This is a genomic window from Chryseobacterium sp. GW823-FHT05E08, from assembly GCF_058795655.1.
Genome location: NZ_JBXAHY010000008.1, coordinates 1 through 16,875 on the forward strand (window position 1 = coordinate 1; position 16,875 = coordinate 16,875).

The following is a 16,875-nucleotide window of genomic DNA, read 5'->3' on the forward strand; positions in this document are numbered from 1 at the left end:
CCCCCCCCCCCCCCCGAAACCTACAAAATGAGCTCAAACAAATGCTGCGATCGGGGCTAGGGTTGCAGTCGTTATTGGAAATATTCATCATTTATGACTGAAACTCTCGAAACCACTACTTCAATAAAAAATAATTTCAACAATAACTTATTTTTTGTAATTTCCTTAAAGTAAAAGCAAATCCGGAAACGTCATTACTTTATAACATTAAAAAAAATGAGCTCAATCAAAATAATTCTGACAGGTGCAACCGGAATGGTAGGCGAAGGCGTTTTACTGGAATGTCTTGAAAATCCTAACATTTCTGAGGTTCTAAGTGTAAGCAGAAAAACATCCGGAAAAACACACGCGAAACTAAAAGAATATTTAGTTCCCGATTTTCTCGCAATTGACTTCAATGATGAAAATTTAAAAGGTTACGACGCCTGTTTTTTCTGCGCCGGAATCAGCAGCGTTGGAATGAACGAAGAGGATTATACCAAAATCACTTACGACACAACTTTACATTTTGCTAAAGTCCTTTTAAATCTCAATCCGGAAATGGTTTTCAACTATGTTTCAGGAGCTCATACTGACAAAACAGAAAGCGGAAAATTGATGTGGGCAAGAGTAAAAGGAAAAACAGAAAACGATTTGAAGAAATTAGGTTTCAAAGATGCTTATAATTTCCGTCCGGGATTCATGAAACCTGTTGACGGACAAGTAAATGTAAAATGGTTTTTCAAACCTGTGATATGGCTCTTCCCTATCCTTTTGCCTTCAAAATCGTTAACATTGCATGAAGTCGGAAAAGCGATGATCAATGCTGTACAGAAAGGGTACTCTACATCAATTTTAGAAATTCAGGATATTAAAAATTTAGCCAAATGAGAGCAATGATAAAAAGAATTATCTTCGTTATTTTCATACTACTGATTATCACCGCAATTTCAGGATTTTTGTATACACAAAAACATCAGTCCGGAAAAGTATCAACCTTAAAAAGTGGAGATTATAACAAAAAAGCTACAAGATAAATTTCAGAAACAGTTTCTGTCATTTTTAATTATATCTTACTGTTTTAAAATTAATATTTAGTTTTTATTACGAATTATTAATCATTTCTTAAGATTCAATTAAAACCTTTACAGACTAGAAAGTTCATTTTTGCATAAATCTAATTTAAGTAAAAATGGTTAACAATTACCTTTTAAAAGGGTCTGTCATTGCCGCATTCTTTCTTCAGGGCGGGCTTTTCGGGCAGACACTTATTCATTACTGGAATTTCAACAACAATGCTTCAGCAGCTGCTATTACCACTCCGACTTCCACGTTGGTGAGCGGTTCTCTTACCGCAGTAACGAGTGGAACAACAGAAGTAGATTTCGCAGGAGGAACCGGACAAAACTTCAGTACAGAAAACCTGAATGCCAGAAATGGTGATGCTCCCGGAACTCATTTAAGATATAATTTCCCAATTAACGGAAACCTACAATTCAACCTTCCGACTACAGGATATAATAATGTGGTGGTGAAATTCACGACCAGAAGATCAGGATCGGGAGCAGGAACACAGACTTGGTCTTATTCAACAAACGGAACAACCTTCCTGCCTTATCAGACCGTTTCTCCTCAAGATGCCAATCCACAATTAATTACTTTCGATTTTTCTGCAATTTCAGGCGTTGCAAACAATCCGAATTTTAAATTAAAAGTAGAATTCTCAGCAGGCACAGGAGGAACCGTTGGAAACAACCGTTTTGATAACTTTACGGTAGACGCTGCCGCAACAGGCGGTGCTGACACTACTCCTCCAACGGTAGCTTATCTTCCGACAAACAGCACAAATAATGCCTCTACAACTGTAAATCCTACGATTTCTTTTAATGAAAATGTAAGATTAACAGACAATTCCGCGATCAACGATTCTAATGCACAAAATCTTGTAGATTTCCGTCTTGGAAGTTCTACAGGTACACAAGTTCCCTTTACAACAACATTTAGCAACAACAAAATCACAGTAATCCCGACTGCAGGTTTAGTTCCAAATCAAACTTATTATTTGGCTTTAAAACCAAATATGGTAGAAGATACCAGCGATAATGCGGTTACTACAGTTACAGCAACTACTTTCACAACAGCCGGAACTTCTATTTCTTTAGATAAAAACTTCATTAAAGTCAATGAAAATGCGGGAAGTTTAGCATTTAAGATTAATGTTAACAATCCATCTACCTCAACGGTGAATTTGGTGGTAAAACCTGCGCCTTTCAGTACTGCAAACAGTAGCGATTTTACTTTAACAAATCAGACAATTAATATTACTCCGTCAACAACGAGTTATACCGTAAATATTCCGATTATTGATGATACATTGGAAGAGCAAAGCGCGGAATATTTTGTTGTAAGTCTTGAAAATCCTGTTGGAGCAACGATTTCTGGTGATAGTAATGCTACAGTTTATATTATTGATAATGATAAGCAGGCTCCGGTTCCTTCACAACAGATTCAATTAAATTATATTGGAAGTTTTGACCCTTCTGGAAACAGTACAAGTTCTACTGAAATTGTAGTTCATGATGCTACATCTCAAAAATTATTCACAATCAGTTCTCTAACTGATGTTTTTGATATTATTGATTTCAGTAATCCTACCACTCCGGTTGTTACTAAAACAGTGAATATGGCTTCTTTCGGAGGAATTACAAGTATCGCTGTGAAAAACGGAATTATTGCAGTTTCTTCACCTAACGCAAATCCTCAATTAAATGGTTCTGTTGTTTTCTTTGATATTAATGGAAACTTCATGAAGCAGGTTACCGTTGGCGCTTTACCGGACATGATCACTTTCACTCCGGACGGAACCAAAGTTATCACAGCTAACGAAGGTGAGCCAAACGATGCTTACACAGTAGATCCGGAAGGAACCATCAGTATTATTGATATTTCCGGAGGCGTTGGAAATCTTACGCAAAGTAATGTTTCAACCCTAAATTTCAATGCTTTTGATTCTCAACTTGCAACTTTAACTGCGACAGGATTAAGAAAAGTAAGAACCAATAATACACTTTCTCAAGACCTAGAACCTGAATACGTTACCGTAAGTGCTGACAGTCAAAAAGCTTGGGTTACGCTTCAGGAAAACAATGCTGTTGCAGAAATTAATTTAGCCACAAAAACCATTACAAGTATTTGGGGATTAGGCAAAAAAGATATGAGCTTACCTGGAAACGGTTTTGATGCTTCTGATAATAATGGTGAAATTTTAATTGCGAACTGGCCAGTGAAAACATATTACACTCCGGATGCTGTTCAAAACTTTAAAATCGGAAGTACCAATTATATCGTAACCGCAAATGAAGGAGACGAAAAAGACCTTTCTGGTTTCAGTGAAAGAACGACCGTTGGAGCGGCTGCTTACACTTTAGATCCAACCATTTTCCCGAATGCTGATATTTTAAAAGCTTCTCATAATTTAGGTAGATTCAGAGTTTCAAATGCGACAGGAAATACGGACGGAGATGCCGAATTTGAAGAAATTTCTGCGTTGGGAGCACGTTCGTTCTCTATTTTCAATGCAGATACAAAACAGATCGTTTATGACAGTGGCGACCAATTTGAAAGATATATTGCAGCTAATCATCCATTAATTTTTAATGCTGATAATGAAGCAAACGGTGCAAAAAACAGAAGCCGTGCAAAAGGTCCTGAACCGGAAGGTGTAGCGTTGGGAACAATCAACGGTCAAACTTATGCGTTCATTACTTTGGAAAGAACAGGTGGCGTGATGGTTTACAACATTACAGATCCTAATAATCCAACGTTTACAGATTACAAACATTCCCGTTCTACTTCGGCTTACGGAGGCGACAATGGTCCGGAAGGAATCACCTACATTGCTCCTCAAAATACAACGACAGGAAAAGGTTATGTGATTATTGCCAATGAGATCAGTGGAACTTTATCTATGTATGAAGTAACGCATTCTGCAACGTTAGGAACAGGTGAAATAAAAACTGAAAATTCTACCTTCAATATATTCCCGAATCCTGTGGCAAAGGGAAATAAGCTTTATTTCAACAGAGTACAAGGATACGAATTGTATGATATGTCCGGCAAGTTTATCGGAAAAGAGAAAAATGCTTTAACAATAGATACATCCAAACTTTCTACAGGAGTTTACTTGGTAAAAACTTCAGAAGGTCAGGTGAAAAGAGTCATTGTAAAATAGAATATATTATTTAGTTGATTGCAAAAGGCTTCGGAATTATTTTCCGGAGCTTTTTTGTTGTCGGGAAATTGATTAGTTTTAGGTTTTATTATTTAAAATGAAAACGGATTTTGAGAGCTTAATACAAAAAGCCTATAAAGCAAAGACAGAAACGAATTATTGGAACCAAATCACTCCGCTCAGACAATTTGTGAATGAAGAAATGATTTTAGAATGTTTCAAATTAATTGATTCTGATGATGTAAAATCCAAACAAATCGGCATTGACATATTGTGTCAATTAGGACGAAATCGAAAAAGTTTCATTAAAGAATTACTTGAAAAATTGTTTTATATTTTTGAAACAACATCTGACGAAAAATTGATTTGCACCAGTCTTTTTGCTATTGGTCACAACAATGAATATTTGAAAACTAAACACATAAAAACTTTAGAAAAATTTCAAAATTCAATATCCAAAGATACCAGATATGCCCTCGCTTTTTGTTTAATGGGCATTGAAAATGAAATAGCAATCAAAATTTTGATTAAATTAGCTCAGGATAAAAGCCCAAAAGTTCGAGATTGGGCAACTTTCGGTTTAGGAAGACAAACAAAAACTGATAATGAAGAAATAAGGAATGCTCTTTATAAAAATTGCTTTTCAAAAGACGATCAAACCAGACAAGAAGCAATAAAAGGCCTTGCAAATAGAAAAGATGAAAGAGTAAGAGACATTATTTTAAAAGAACTTAATTCCCAAAATTTTAGTTCGCTTATATTTGACACTCTTATGAATATAGAAAATGGAGATTTCTTTTTGCCACAGCTTGAAAATATTTATAATATTTGCAGAGACAATAAAGATATTAATAAAGATTGGCTTGAAGATCTTAAAAACTGTATAGAAGTATTAAAAACTAATGATAACTCATGTTTGCATTCTCTCTCGACACATTAGAAGAACCACAAATCATCACCTATATTGATGATGTTAAGAATCTTGACAATAACAAAAACAATCTTGGATACAGAAAATTACGATTGATCAATGTTCATGACATGCCAAAATTAAAATCTGAAATAGAAAGGGCAACTAAGATTTATGATAATCAAGGTCACATACATTTACTTAATGAAAATAAATCTATTATAGTTGGAACTTTCATAAGTAATATCAGAATTATTAAATCTAAAAATAACAATGTTACATTGAGTGGCTATCTGTGGCATCATCCAAAAGGTTTTCATAAGGCTTATAAAATGATGGTTAATAAAGAGATTACAAACAAAAATTTATGGAAAGCCTTTAAGAAAGATGAGTTACAAGGCTGGCTAGTATTTGCTTTACATTACAACAAACCTAAAATTAATAAAGAGAATATTAAAATCCAAATTGACGGAAACGAATTTCATAATTTGGACGAATTTTTCTGCCTTTTGGGAGAAGAAATTAATGGAATTGGTGGGTATTTCGGGCGAAACTTATATGCTTTATATGAATGTTTAAAAGGTGATTTTGATATAAAATCAATTTCAGAATTAACTTGGAACAATCATGAAAAAAGTAAAAAACTTTTAAAAACTAAATTCAATGAAATCATTGAAACTTTTGAAGAATTTGATGTGAAAATTATTTTAAAATAACCCTAAAAACAGTTTCGGGCGGAAAGCAAAGCTTTCCGCCCGAAACATACAAAATTAAATATCATTAAGCCTGTGGAAAATCCCCTTTCGGAGCATCATTTCCAGAAGTCATATCATCAAAATTCTTCTTCTCTTTTTTCTCAACAACTGTTATAATCTCTTTTTGAACTTCTTCTGGTTTTCCTTTAAGATATTCCGGTAAATTCAGTCCGGCCATATTAAACAAGTCATTCAAAGGAGGTACAGATTTCATCATTCCTGAAACAAAATTAGAGGTAGAAGTTCCCCCATCCTGTCCGTTTCCGCTGTCCCAAACTGTAATTTTATCGATCTTAATATTTTTAACCGCTTCAACTTGTGTTTTAACCAATTCAGGAAGTTTTTCAATTAACAATAACTGGAATGCGCTATTTGTATCACCTCCCGCAGCCTGTATTATTTTGTCATAACCTTCTGCCTGTTTTGTCAGGATCTCGTAAAGACCTTTTGCTTCGGCTTCCATTTTAGCGAAGATAGCGTCTGCTTCTCCTTTTGCCTGTACTCTTATTTTCTCGGCTTCTGCCTGAGCATCGATGATCGCTTTTTGTTTTGCAATTTCTGCATGAACAACAATATTTGCCTGTTGCGTAGAACGTTCTCTTTCAGCTCTCGCTGTTTCTGCTTTTTGCTCAGCAAGGTAGGATTCTTCCAATGATCTTGCAGCCTGAACTTTCTCGGCAGCCGTTGCAATTCTTAATGCTTCTGCTTCTTTTTCTCTTCTTTCTGCATCGGAGTTGGCGATGGTAATTTTTGCTTCGTTTTCCCCTTTTACAGCAATCGAGTTGGCTAATGAAGTCGCAATTCTGGCTTCTTTTGCCGCTTCCGCTTTACCGATGGACTCATCTTTCATTGCAGAAGCAATACTGATCTCTTTATCTTTTTGAGTGATTGCAATTTTTACATCTCGGTCTCTTTGCGTTTCGGCGATCTGAGTGTCTTTTTCTCTGTCGGCAATCGCTTTTCCAGTTTCTCCGATCTTCGTTTGTTCAGCAACACTGATGATCGCTTCATTGATCGCTTTTGCAGCAGCTTCTTTACCTAAAGCCTCGATATATCCGGATTCATCTCTGATATCCGTAACGTTTACGTTGATTAGTTTTAAACCAATTTTCTTTAATTCAGTATCAACATTTTTAGAAATATTATCTAAAAATTTATCTCTGTCTGAGTTAATTTCTTCAATCGTCATCGTTGCGATAACCAAACGAAGCTGTCCAAAAAGGATATCTTTAGAAAGTTCCTGAATCTGCTCCTGAGCCAATCCTAATAATCTTTCCGCTGCATTTCCCATAGAATCCGGTTCTGTAGAGATCGCGATGGTGAATCGACAAGGTACGTCCACACGGATATTCTGTCTGGATAATGCATTGGTAAGGTTCGCTTCAATTGAGATCGGTTTAAGATCCAAATAAGCGTAATCCTGAATAACAGGCCACACAAAAGCACCACCTCCGTGAATACATTTTGCAGAGCTACCTCCTGTTTTACCATAAATAACTAAAATTTTATCTGAAGGACATCTTTTGTACCTTGAAATAAGGGCTAAAAACGTGACGAATAGTACAAATACGATTACTACTATCAGAATAAGTGTTCCGGGTATTGCCATAAATAAAGAATAAGTATGTTATAATAAATTAAATTTTTGCAACAACAAGTGTTTCATCATAAATATAAATCACTCTCACAGAATGACTGGACGGAATATTTTCCTCGGCTTCGGTCATCGCCTGAAGCTCATGATTTGTTCCGTTTAAAGAAATCTGAATCTTCCCTTTTCCTCCCATTTTGGCAGGGATGGTAAGATAAACTTCTCCTACTTTTCCGATCAGATTTTCGACCTTAAAAGTATTGTCTTCCGTAAGTTTTAATATTTGAAGAATTAAAAAGAAAAATAAAACCACAAAACCAATTCCTATTATCACTGAAATAATGATCAAAAAAGTTTTGCTTTCTATAGAATTATAAAATGCCACACCGCCCCAACCAAAACCTAACAGGAAATTGACCAGATTTCTCAATGAAAATAACTGAAAAGGGGTATCATGATGAAGATTTCCATCAAAATCAGTACTGAAGTCACCTCCATGATGACCGCCTATAAAAGTAAGAACAGTTTGAAATAAAAAGAATAAACTGGCACCTAAGGCGATATACCAAAATCCTTGGTGAAGAGAATCCAGATGTTGAAGAAATTCAAACATAATTTGTGTGTTTTCTCAAATATAATTAAAAAAAGTGAGATTTTAAAATGGAAACACCAAAAAGATTAAGACTAATATCTCTTTATTCACAGGAGCTATTCGTGTATATATCATAATTTTAAAAACATAAATTTTGATAACTTCGCGGTTTTAAAATAACTATGAAAAACATTTTTACTACCGTAGCAGTAATCGCTGCTTTATATACCAATATCAATGCGCAGACAATCAATTTAGACAACTCTTTTGGAAGCGGAGGAATCGTTTCACTACCGTTACTTGGTGAAGCAGATGATCTACAAATTTCATTAAGTTCAGATAATAAAATTTTTGCGTACGGAAAAGATATTGCTTTATCAGGTTCTATCAATCCTAATAAAATTTATAAACTAAACCTTGACGGAAGTTTAAATACCAATTTTGGCACTGGCGGAATAGTAATTCTTCCAAACTATGCAAGTGATTTTAATATCATTCCACAAGGAAATGATAAAATCCTTATCACCTTTCAAAAAACAACCAACGATCCTTCTTCTGAAACAAGTATTTTAAGATATAATCTTAATGGTATTTTAGATACAGCTTTTGGAAATAATGGAGAATTTAAAGCTCCTTACGACGGAACCAATGGTTTTAGATATAACAACACTGTCGTTCTTTCTGATAATTCTATTATTCTGGCAACGGGAAATAAATTAATAAAATTATCTTCGAATGGAACTATCGATACCTCTTATGGAAACAATGGAATGATTGATAAAATCAACAGTGGAAATATTCAATTATCAAATTCAAACATACTTGATTTTTATGATACTAAAATTGATAAAATCAGTACAACAGGAACTCCTGTTAATACATTTGGAACCAACGGAACTTTCACTTATCCGGATTCAGGAAATTATTTTTCGAAACAATCTTCAGATAATAATATCTCGACGTTAGATTTAGATAACAATATTTTCTACAATATCAATGCTAATGGAAATACTTCAAATATGATTTCATTGACGGATGATAATAACACGCTTGATTACTACAGTAATTTTAATTTTGCAGGAAATAAAGTCTATTTTGTAGGCACAGCATCTACAGACGCTCCATTCATTATAAGCTATGATAACGCGGGGAATATCATTCCTTTAAACTCTCAAAATTCTTATAAAGAAACTTCTTTCACAGCAGGAAATTACACTTCGATTGTAGCAAAAGATAACGCCATTTACGTAGGAGGTGACAAAAAAGATCTTTCAACAAATAAATGGTATTATGTAGTGGCAAAGTACAATGTATCAACACCTACTTTATCAACCAATGAAATTCAATCTGAAAACTTCATTTCGTTTGAAAATCCGGCTAAATCAAATTTAATTTATACTACCAAAGAGAAAATAAGAAAAATTGAAATCTATTCTGCAGACGGCAAATTATTAAAAACAATAACTGAGAATAATGTCAATATTTCCGATATAATAAAAGGTATTTATATTGTGAAAACTGAGTTTCATAATGGAAAAACTATCACAAAGAAGCTGATCAAAAATTAAATAAAAAAAATGACAGGCCTAAAAAACCTGTCTTTAAAAATATTTCAATTTTATTTTTTTACTCTACGTTAATTACTTTTTCAATTTCCGGAGCGTGTTGTTTAATCGTGGTTTCAACACCCAATTTAAGGGTTGAAAAGTTTAGAGAACAACCGGAACAATTTCCTAAAAGTTTTACATAAACCGAGTTATCTTTCACATCAATAAGCTCAATGTCTCCTCCATCTTTATTCAAAAACGGACGAATACTTTCTAAAGCCTCCATTACTCTTGTTACAGTATCTTCGTGTGCTATCTTTGTTTCCATATTTTTTTCTTCAGTTCAATTCGGTTTTTCAAATGTATTGAAAATAATTATTATTTTGCTTTCGGAGAACATCCAGCCATTGTGGAAATTTTCACCGCTTCAGTTGGAGGAAGGTGTTTGTTTCTTTCAACAAGACTTTCTACCATTTTACGTGCAGTTTCTGTGTAGATTTCTGCAATTTTAGAATTTTCCTGCAAAGCAGCCGGTCTTCCGACATCTCCTGCTTCTCTGATGCTCTGGATCAAAGGAATCTCTCCCAATACAGGAATTCCAAGATCATCAGCCAAATATTGTGCTCCCTGGTTTCCAAAGATATAATATTTATTGTCAGGTAATTCTTCCGGTGTAAAATACGCCATATTTTCGACTAATCCAAGAACCGGAATATTAATACTTTCCATATTAAACATCGCAATTCCTTTTCTAACGTCTGCCAAAGCTACATGTTGAGGTGTACTAACAATCACCGCACCTGTTACAGGAACTTCCTGAATGATTGATAAGTGAATATCACCCGTTCCCGGAGGAAGATCGATCAATAAAAAGTCTAATTCTCCCCAAGCTGCATCTCTGATCATTTGGTTTAATGCTTTTGAAGCCATTGGGCCTCTCCAAACCACCGCCTGATTTGCTCCTGAGAAATATCCTATTGAAAGCATTTTCACGCCATAATTTTCGATAGGTTTCATTAAGCTTTTTCCGTTAACATCTATAGAAATCGGTTTTTGACCTTCTGTATCAAACATTGTAGGAACAGACGGCCCATAAATATCGGCATCCAAGATCCCGACTTTAAAACCCATTTTCGCTAAAGTAACCGCAAGGTTTGCCGCCACTGTAGACTTACCAACACCTCCTTTTCCGGAAGCAATGGCGATAATATTTTGAATTCCAGGAATTTGTTTTCCTTTGATCTGACTTTGCTGAATTTCGGTAGGTTCGGGAGAAACGATCTTTAATTTTAAATTAATTTCTTCTCCAAACTCACTGGCAAAAGCCTGCTTCATAGCAGCTTCCAATTTCTTTTTTTCGTGCATTGCAGGCGAATGAGCCGTCATGTCGATATAGACATCATTACCCATAACCTGAAAATTAGTCACTAAGTCATCTACTTCTATCTCTTTAAGGAAATCCTGTACCTTTTCTTTCGTCAACATATACATATAAATTGTTTACAAATTTACGGAATTTTTAGCTATTTAGAATAAGTAAACGTAATCATAGATAAATTCTTTTGTGAAACCAAATTTTGTGGTAATTTAGGGCGATTTTAATTTTTACATGATGAAAAAAATATTAATTATTCTTTTAGGAATTATTGCTCATAATTTATTTTCTCAAAATTATTCGCAATATGTAAATCCTTTTATTGGAACAGGAGGTCACGGACACACATTTCCCGGCGCTATTGTTCCATTCGGAATGGTACAGCTTTCACCCGATACAAGAGTGGACGGAAGCTGGGACGGTTGCAGCGGATATCATTATTCAGACTCTGTAATTTATGGTTTTTCTCACACGCATCTTAATGGAACCGGTGTTTCTGATTACGGAGACATTATGCTGATGCCGACAATGGGAAATCCAAGCTTGGATAACAAGGAATATTCTTCAAAATTTTCGCACAAAAACGAAAAAGCTTCGGCAGGATTTTATTCCGTTAAATTAGATAAAAATAATATCGATGTTCGACTGACAACGACAAAAAGAGTCGGTTATCACGAATATACTTTCAACAATGCAGGAAATGCAAATATTATTTTAGATTTAAACCACAGAGATAAATTGCTTGAAGGTGAGGTTAAAATAATTGATGATAAAACCATCGAAGTTTTCCGTAGAAGTGAAGCTTGGGCAACCAACCAATATATTTACGCAAGAATTGAGTTTTCAAAACCAGTAAAAATTTCAAAAAAATTAGTGAATGGTAAAGATGAAAATAACCTATTCACAGGGACAAAATTAGCTTTAGCATTTTCAACTCAAGTTAAAAAAGGTGAAAAAATCAATGTAAAAGTTGCCATTTCGCCAACAGGTTATGAAGGTGCAGGAAAAAACATGCTTGCTGAAGGTAAGTCTAATGATTTTGAAACTATCAAAAAACAAGCTGCTGCTGATTGGGACAAAGAATTATCAAAAATTGAAGTTAAATCTTCTGATAAAGACAAACTAACGGTTTTCTACACGGCAATGTACCATGTTTTCACTCAACCAAACATTAATATGGATGTTGACGGAAAATACAGAGGTCGTGACAACAAGTTCTACACAGCAAAAGACTTTAATTATTACTCGGTTTTCTCGCTTTGGGATACTTTCAGAGGAGCGCATCCTTTGATGTCTTTAATTGACAGAAAAAGAACGTCAGATTTCATTAATACTTTCATTAAACAATACGAACAGGGCGGAAAACTTCCGGTTTGGGAACTGGCTTCCAATGAAACGGAGTGTATGATCGGTTATCACTCGGTTTCTGTGATTGCAGACGCGATGGCAAAAGGAATTACAGGTTTTGATTATGAAAAAGCATTTGAAGCTTCTAAAAATTCTGCAATGTTGGATATTTTTGGTTTAAATGCTTACAAACAAAATAATTATATCGCTATTGATGACGAACATGAAAGTGTTTCTAAAACGGTAGAATATGCTTACGACGATTGGTGTATCGCTCAGATGGCTAAAATTTTAGGTAAAAAAGAAGATTATCAATATTTCATGAAACGTTCTCAAAACTGGAAAAACCTTTACAATCCAAAGAACGGATTTATGCAACCTAGAAAAAATGGAAACTGGAACGAACCTTTTGAACCAAGAGAAGTGAATAACAATTATACGGAAGGAAATTCTTGGCATTATTCATATTCTGTTCAGCAAGATATTCCGGGATTGATTGCTGCTCACGGTGGAAAGGAGAAATTTGAACAATTTATTGATGCTATTTTTGCTGCTCCAAATACAACAACAGGCAGAGAACAGGTGGATATCACAGGTTTGATGGGACAATACGCTCAAGGAAACGAACCGAGCCACCACATTGCTTATTTATACAATTATGTTGATAAACCAGAAAAAACGGACGCAAAAATCAAATATATCCTTGATAATTTTTATAAAAATACGCCAGATGGTTTGATCGGAAACGAAGATTGCGGACAAATGAGTGCATGGTATATTTTGAGTACAATGGGAATTTACTCCGTAACTCCAGGATTACCGGAATGGCAGACTACCACACCTTATTTTGATGAGGTTAAAATTCATTTGGAAGACGGAACCACAAGAACAATAACCAAAAATACAGGTAGAGCTGAACTTAAAAAATTAGGTTTTGAGAATGCAAAATCATTCAAAGATTATAAATATGATGAACTGACAGCCACACCGGTCATTAAAGCAGACAGAATTTTCGATTTTTCTACGAAAGTTGAAATCACAGCTTTAAATCCAAATGACAAATTGTATTTTATGACCATGGATGAAGGTGATGCGAATGTAAGAAAGACTTTTAAAGCTTACAAAGAACCATTTAGCATCAATAAAACAACTCAGGTTTCGGCTTACGCTGAAAGAAATGGTGAAAAAAGTTCAATCGTATCTGCCAATTTCAACAGAAGACCAAATAATTGGGATATTACAGTAAATTCTAAACCAACTCCACAATATACAGCGAGCGGAAAATTATCTTTAATTGACGGAATCAACGGTGATACAAACTGGAGAAAAGGTGAATGGCTGGGTTATCAAGGTCAGACTTTTGAAGCGATTATTGATATGAAATCACCTCAACAGATCACAAAATTGTCTTCAACTTATCTTCAGGACAGCAAAGCATGGATCTTGATGCCTAAAAAAGTAGAATATTATGCTTCTATGAATGGGAAAGATTTCATCCTTTTAAAAACTGTTGATAATACGGTTGATCCTAAAGATGAAACCATTCAGGTAAAAGATTTCGGGACAGATATTCTTCCGACTGAAGCCCGCTATGTAAAAGTGAAAGCTTATTATTACGGAATTCTTCCTGAATGGCATCAGGGAGCTGGTGGACAGGCTTACATCTTTGTTGATGAGATTTCTGTAAAATAGTTTACTATTAATTTTAAATACAAAAACCTTCGAAAATTTTCGAAGGTTTTTTATTTTTCACTAAAATATCTCAAATCTTGGAACCAAAATAATTCGAATATTTTTTAAATTCCGATAGCACATTTTCAACTTTTCGAATTCTTTCTTCCAGATTTCCGGAAAGAAGGATATACGGTATATTTCTTTCCTTGAGATCAGCAATAATTTGTTTTTGAAAGATTTCTCGTTTTTGATCTCCGCTTCTGTCCCAAGTATCGTCATACGGAATATCGATATCACACAGAAAGAACAGATCATATCTTTTGGAGTTTTGATCCGCTGTTTTCATTAGAAATTCGGGAGCTTTTCCATGATAATTCATTGCAAACATATAGGTTGTGATCGCATTTGTATCAACGAAGAAATATTTATTAGCATTTAAAATATTTCTATCCTCAATTTCGATATGTCCTTTTGCAATTTCATCAAAAGCTTCAAAACCAATTCTTCTGTTTACATGATGCTTAGTCCAATATTCTCTTCCATATTCAGGCGCAAAAGTTGTCTTAAACTTCTTAGCCAAAGCTTCCGTAAGAGTAGATTTTCCTGAAGACATTGCGCCCAGAAAGACAACTTTCGTTATAAGGTCTTTATAAACAGTATTACTTACAAACTCTTTATTAGCAAATGAATTTTCTCTTATTTTTGTTGCAGAAATTGGTACGATATTCCTTGCCTCGTCGATTCTTCTGTCAACTGCATTTAAGGCCTTACTTACATGATCCCCGTAAAACTCACTTGAATAAAAATGAGTGATTTCCTTCCCGTTAAGCATTTTTAAAATGTATTCTTCCTGAATAATTTCGAACCATCTTTCGCTGGAATATCCATCCGGACCATCCCAACATTCTATGACCTCAACTTGTGGATAAAGATCTTTTATCCATTTTGCTCGAATATTCAAAGGAACTTCAGTCACCTCTGTATCATAAATAAGAACTACCAATTCATCAACCTCACTCAAAGCCGTATCAAATACAAATTGATGACCTTTATGAAATGGCGCATATTTTCCTAAAGTAAGCCCTGTTTTCTTCATTGTTTTAATTCTTTACTTCCTTTGTTCCAATTATAATATCCATACACTGCATTGATCAAAAAAGCCGACCACATGGCAATCATCATTATTCCGCTTTCGCTTCCATCTGCTGTTCTTATGATCCAGATAATGACGGTAACAATATTTAAAATAATGTATAAAAGCCATTGTTCCTTATAACGGAAAATCATTAAAATGGTAGCCACAATTGATATAACTGTAGACATCCCATCCAGATAAGGACTATTCTGATTCTTGATTGTTGATAAAAAATATCCCAGAATAAAACATCCGATAACAGTACCCGAAAACACAAATAAAACAGACTTTACATTGAGCGTTTTCATTTGCACAATATCATTTGTTGTATGATTTTTCCACATAAAATATCCTACAATATTCATTGGCAAAAAGAATAATATGTACAATCCCAGCTCACCAAATAAACCATTGATGTAAGCAACATATGCATAGGCAACGGTGTTTACTGTTCCGATTATATAATTCCAGATACTGCCTTTAGCAGCCAGAACGACACACAAAATACCAGAAACAAGAACTAAAAAATTAAGCCAATTATCCTTGTTTAAAATTGCAATTCCAACTCCTAATAATGAAAATGATAAAAGCCAAATAATCTCAAATGGCTTCCATGATTTTAGAATATTATTCATCATTTTTCTTTGTTAATTTATTCTTTCTGACCAATTCAATTCTTTCGGAAGCTCTCTATCAGAAAACTCGATGTGAATAACTCTTCTTTTCTTACCGTTTGTTGTACGATTTGAACCGTGAAGAATTAAAGGTTTCATGATCATAATTCCGCCTTTTTCTACGTTGCAGATTTCTTCGGTTTCAATAGTCCAGTCAATTGTCTCCGGTCTGTAAATTCCTTTTGCATGAGATTTTGGAACAACTTTTAAGGCTCCATTATTTTCATCAGTATCATCTAAATGGATTCTGATCGTATAAATATTTTCAAGAATATCCAAAGGTGGCTGAACTGCAAACTGATTCTGTTTGGTCGTCCAAGGTCCGAAATTCGGTAAATCAACTTTTTTGTCAACAGAAATCGTTAAATCCTGATGATAGGCAACATACCAATTTGATTTTTCAGGTTTATCGAAATAAATACTTTTTACAGCAAAATATTTTTCACCGAAGATTTCTTTGATGATCGTTTTTATATTTTCATTAAAAATTAAATCTTTAACCTCAGGAATTTCTTTTAAAAATTGTCTTATTGCAAAAAGATCTTCTGATTTTCTGAAAGTTTCTTTCGAGGTATCTATATTTTCAAGAATGTGAATTATCTTATTAATTTCTTCATCAGAAAAAATATTGTTGATAACTGTGAATCCATTTTCTGTAATTAAATTTTTATGATTTTGTAAATTCATTAAATGTAATTTTTATTGCACACGCCTGTCATTCTTAAAGAAGCAAGCGTATTGAAGAATTTATTTAAACGCAAAGATCGCAAAGATTTTTTGTAAAATGATTGAGAATATTTTTTTGTTCGCAAAGGCGTTTCACTCAGCAAAGGTTGAATCTTTTTTGTCATTGCGAACAGACTGAAGGTCTGCGAACGTATTTCAAAAGCGACGAAGCAATCTTTTTGTTATTACTAAATTTTTATGAGATTGCTTCACCTTCGGTTCGCAATGACGAATTTTGAAAGAAGGACAACTACCTAGCCCCGATTGCAGCATTTGTTTGAGCTCATTTTTTTTGATTTCGGTTTGGGGGGGGGGGGGGGGGGGGGGGGGGGGGGGGGG

General features: G+C 34.4%; 14 protein-coding genes. 7 read left to right on the forward strand and 7 right to left on the reverse strand.

The window, feature by feature from the left end; translation table 11 throughout:
• Positions 1-216: 216 nt before the first annotated feature.
• The 5 genes from AC1Q7L_RS20630 to AC1Q7L_RS20650 all read left to right on the forward strand — a co-directional run bounded on the left by AC1Q7L_RS20630 (position 217) and on the right by AC1Q7L_RS20650 (position 5,836).
• The gene (locus AC1Q7L_RS20630) at positions 217-870 is read left to right on the forward strand and encodes an NAD-dependent epimerase/dehydratase family protein (RefSeq protein WP_492307461.1); all 654 of its coding nucleotides are present in this window, start codon (positions 217-219) and stop codon (positions 868-870) included.
• A complete protein-coding gene (locus tag AC1Q7L_RS20635; protein ID WP_492307460.1) occupies positions 867-1,016 on the forward strand; it encodes a hypothetical protein in 150 nt (49 codons plus the stop codon). Before AC1Q7L_RS20630 ends, AC1Q7L_RS20635 begins: the two co-directional genes overlap by 4 nt.
• Positions 1,017-1,171: 155 nt before the next feature.
• Entirely contained in the window at positions 1,172-4,210 is a 3,039-nt protein-coding gene (locus AC1Q7L_RS20640) for a choice-of-anchor I family protein (RefSeq protein ID WP_492307459.1), read from the forward strand.
• A 97-nt stretch (positions 4,211-4,307) separates the two neighbouring features.
• A complete protein-coding gene (locus AC1Q7L_RS20645; RefSeq protein WP_492307458.1) occupies positions 4,308-5,150 on the forward strand; it encodes a HEAT repeat domain-containing protein in 843 nt (280 codons plus the stop codon).
• The gene (locus AC1Q7L_RS20650; protein ID WP_492307457.1) at positions 5,123-5,836 is read left to right on the forward strand and encodes a barstar family protein; all 714 of its coding nucleotides are present in this window, start codon (positions 5,123-5,125) and stop codon (positions 5,834-5,836) included. Before AC1Q7L_RS20645 ends, AC1Q7L_RS20650 begins: the two co-directional genes overlap by 28 nt.
• A 64-nt stretch (positions 5,837-5,900) precedes the next feature.
• On the opposite strand, the gene AC1Q7L_RS20655 is transcribed toward AC1Q7L_RS20650, so the two are convergent.
• The gene (locus AC1Q7L_RS20655; RefSeq protein ID WP_492307456.1) at positions 5,901-7,484 is read right to left on the reverse strand and encodes a flotillin family protein; all 1,584 of its coding nucleotides are present in this window, start codon (positions 7,482-7,484) and stop codon (positions 5,901-5,903) included.
• 28 nt (positions 7,485-7,512) lie between these two features.
• The gene (locus AC1Q7L_RS20660; RefSeq protein WP_410692345.1) at positions 7,513-8,079 is read right to left on the reverse strand and encodes a serine protease; all 567 of its coding nucleotides are present in this window, start codon (positions 8,077-8,079) and stop codon (positions 7,513-7,515) included.
• Between the two features lie 161 nt (positions 8,080-8,240).
• On the opposite strand from AC1Q7L_RS20660, the gene AC1Q7L_RS20665 reads away from it, so the two are divergent.
• A complete protein-coding gene (locus AC1Q7L_RS20665; protein ID WP_492307455.1) occupies positions 8,241-9,626 on the forward strand; it encodes a T9SS type A sorting domain-containing protein in 1,386 nt (461 codons plus the stop codon).
• 58 nt (positions 9,627-9,684) lie between these two features.
• Here AC1Q7L_RS20665 and AC1Q7L_RS20670 read toward each other — a convergent pair whose 3' ends face one another.
• Both AC1Q7L_RS20670 and AC1Q7L_RS20675 read right to left on the reverse strand, forming a co-directional pair.
• On the reverse strand, positions 9,685-9,933 hold the full coding sequence (locus AC1Q7L_RS20670) for a NifU family protein (RefSeq protein WP_066755730.1): 249 nt from the start codon (positions 9,931-9,933) through the stop codon (positions 9,685-9,687).
• A 50-nt stretch (positions 9,934-9,983) separates the two neighbouring features.
• The gene (locus AC1Q7L_RS20675) at positions 9,984-11,090 is read right to left on the reverse strand and encodes an Mrp/NBP35 family ATP-binding protein (protein WP_410692343.1); all 1,107 of its coding nucleotides are present in this window, start codon (positions 11,088-11,090) and stop codon (positions 9,984-9,986) included.
• 127 nt (positions 11,091-11,217) lie between these two features.
• On the opposite strand from AC1Q7L_RS20675, the gene AC1Q7L_RS20680 reads away from it, so the two are divergent.
• The gene (locus tag AC1Q7L_RS20680) at positions 11,218-14,019 is read left to right on the forward strand and encodes a GH92 family glycosyl hydrolase (RefSeq protein ID WP_492307454.1); all 2,802 of its coding nucleotides are present in this window, start codon (positions 11,218-11,220) and stop codon (positions 14,017-14,019) included.
• 70 nt (positions 14,020-14,089) lie between these two features.
• Here AC1Q7L_RS20680 and AC1Q7L_RS20685 read toward each other — a convergent pair whose 3' ends face one another.
• From AC1Q7L_RS20685 to AC1Q7L_RS20695, 3 genes are read right to left on the reverse strand one after another with little or no spacing between them, the layout of a single operon-like run.
• Positions 14,090-15,097 (reverse strand): AAA family ATPase, encoded by a 1,008-nt coding sequence (locus tag AC1Q7L_RS20685; RefSeq protein WP_492307453.1) that lies wholly within the window; start codon positions 15,095-15,097, stop codon positions 14,090-14,092.
• On the reverse strand, positions 15,094-15,771 hold the full coding sequence (gene pnuC / locus AC1Q7L_RS20690) for a nicotinamide riboside transporter PnuC (RefSeq protein WP_492307452.1): 678 nt from the start codon (positions 15,769-15,771) through the stop codon (positions 15,094-15,096). Before pnuC ends, AC1Q7L_RS20685 begins: the two co-directional genes overlap by 4 nt.
• A gap of 12 nt (positions 15,772-15,783) precedes the next feature.
• Positions 15,784-16,497 carry a phytanoyl-CoA dioxygenase family protein gene (locus AC1Q7L_RS20695; protein WP_492307451.1) on the reverse strand — a complete coding sequence of 238 codons (714 nt, stop codon included), beginning with the start codon at positions 16,495-16,497 and terminating at the stop codon, positions 15,784-15,786.
• Between the last annotated feature and the right edge of the window lie 378 nt (positions 16,498-16,875).

Bases quoted from the DNA above. Each gene is read 5' to 3' on its own strand.
- AC1Q7L_RS20670 (WP_066755730.1), bottom strand. From the start codon at position 9,933: ATGGAAACAAAGATAGCACACGAAGATACTGTAACAAGAGTAATGGAG.
- AC1Q7L_RS20635 (WP_492307460.1), top strand. From the start codon at position 867: ATGAGAGCAATGATAAAAAGAATTATCTTCGTTATTTTCATACTACTG.
- AC1Q7L_RS20650 (WP_492307457.1), top strand. From the start codon at position 5,123: ATGTTTGCATTCTCTCTCGACACATTAGAAGAACCACAAATCATCACC.
- AC1Q7L_RS20680 (WP_492307454.1), top strand. From the start codon at position 11,218: ATGAAAAAAATATTAATTATTCTTTTAGGAATTATTGCTCATAATTTA.
- AC1Q7L_RS20660 (WP_410692345.1), bottom strand. From the start codon at position 8,079: ATGTTTGAATTTCTTCAACATCTGGATTCTCTTCACCAAGGATTTTGG.
- AC1Q7L_RS20665 (WP_492307455.1), top strand. From the start codon at position 8,241: ATGAAAAACATTTTTACTACCGTAGCAGTAATCGCTGCTTTATATACC.
- AC1Q7L_RS20645 (WP_492307458.1), top strand. From the start codon at position 4,308: ATGAAAACGGATTTTGAGAGCTTAATACAAAAAGCCTATAAAGCAAAG.
- AC1Q7L_RS20675 (WP_410692343.1), bottom strand. From the start codon at position 11,090: ATGTTGACGAAAGAAAAGGTACAGGATTTCCTTAAAGAGATAGAAGTA.
- AC1Q7L_RS20640 (WP_492307459.1), top strand. From the start codon at position 1,172: ATGGTTAACAATTACCTTTTAAAAGGGTCTGTCATTGCCGCATTCTTT.
- pnuC (WP_492307452.1), bottom strand. From the start codon at position 15,771: ATGAATAATATTCTAAAATCATGGAAGCCATTTGAGATTATTTGGCTT.
- AC1Q7L_RS20630 (WP_492307461.1), top strand. From the start codon at position 217: ATGAGCTCAATCAAAATAATTCTGACAGGTGCAACCGGAATGGTAGGC.
- AC1Q7L_RS20685 (WP_492307453.1), bottom strand. From the start codon at position 15,097: ATGAAGAAAACAGGGCTTACTTTAGGAAAATATGCGCCATTTCATAAA.
- AC1Q7L_RS20695 (WP_492307451.1), bottom strand. From the start codon at position 16,497: ATGAATTTACAAAATCATAAAAATTTAATTACAGAAAATGGATTCACA.
- AC1Q7L_RS20655 (WP_492307456.1), bottom strand. From the start codon at position 7,484: ATGGCAATACCCGGAACACTTATTCTGATAGTAGTAATCGTATTTGTA.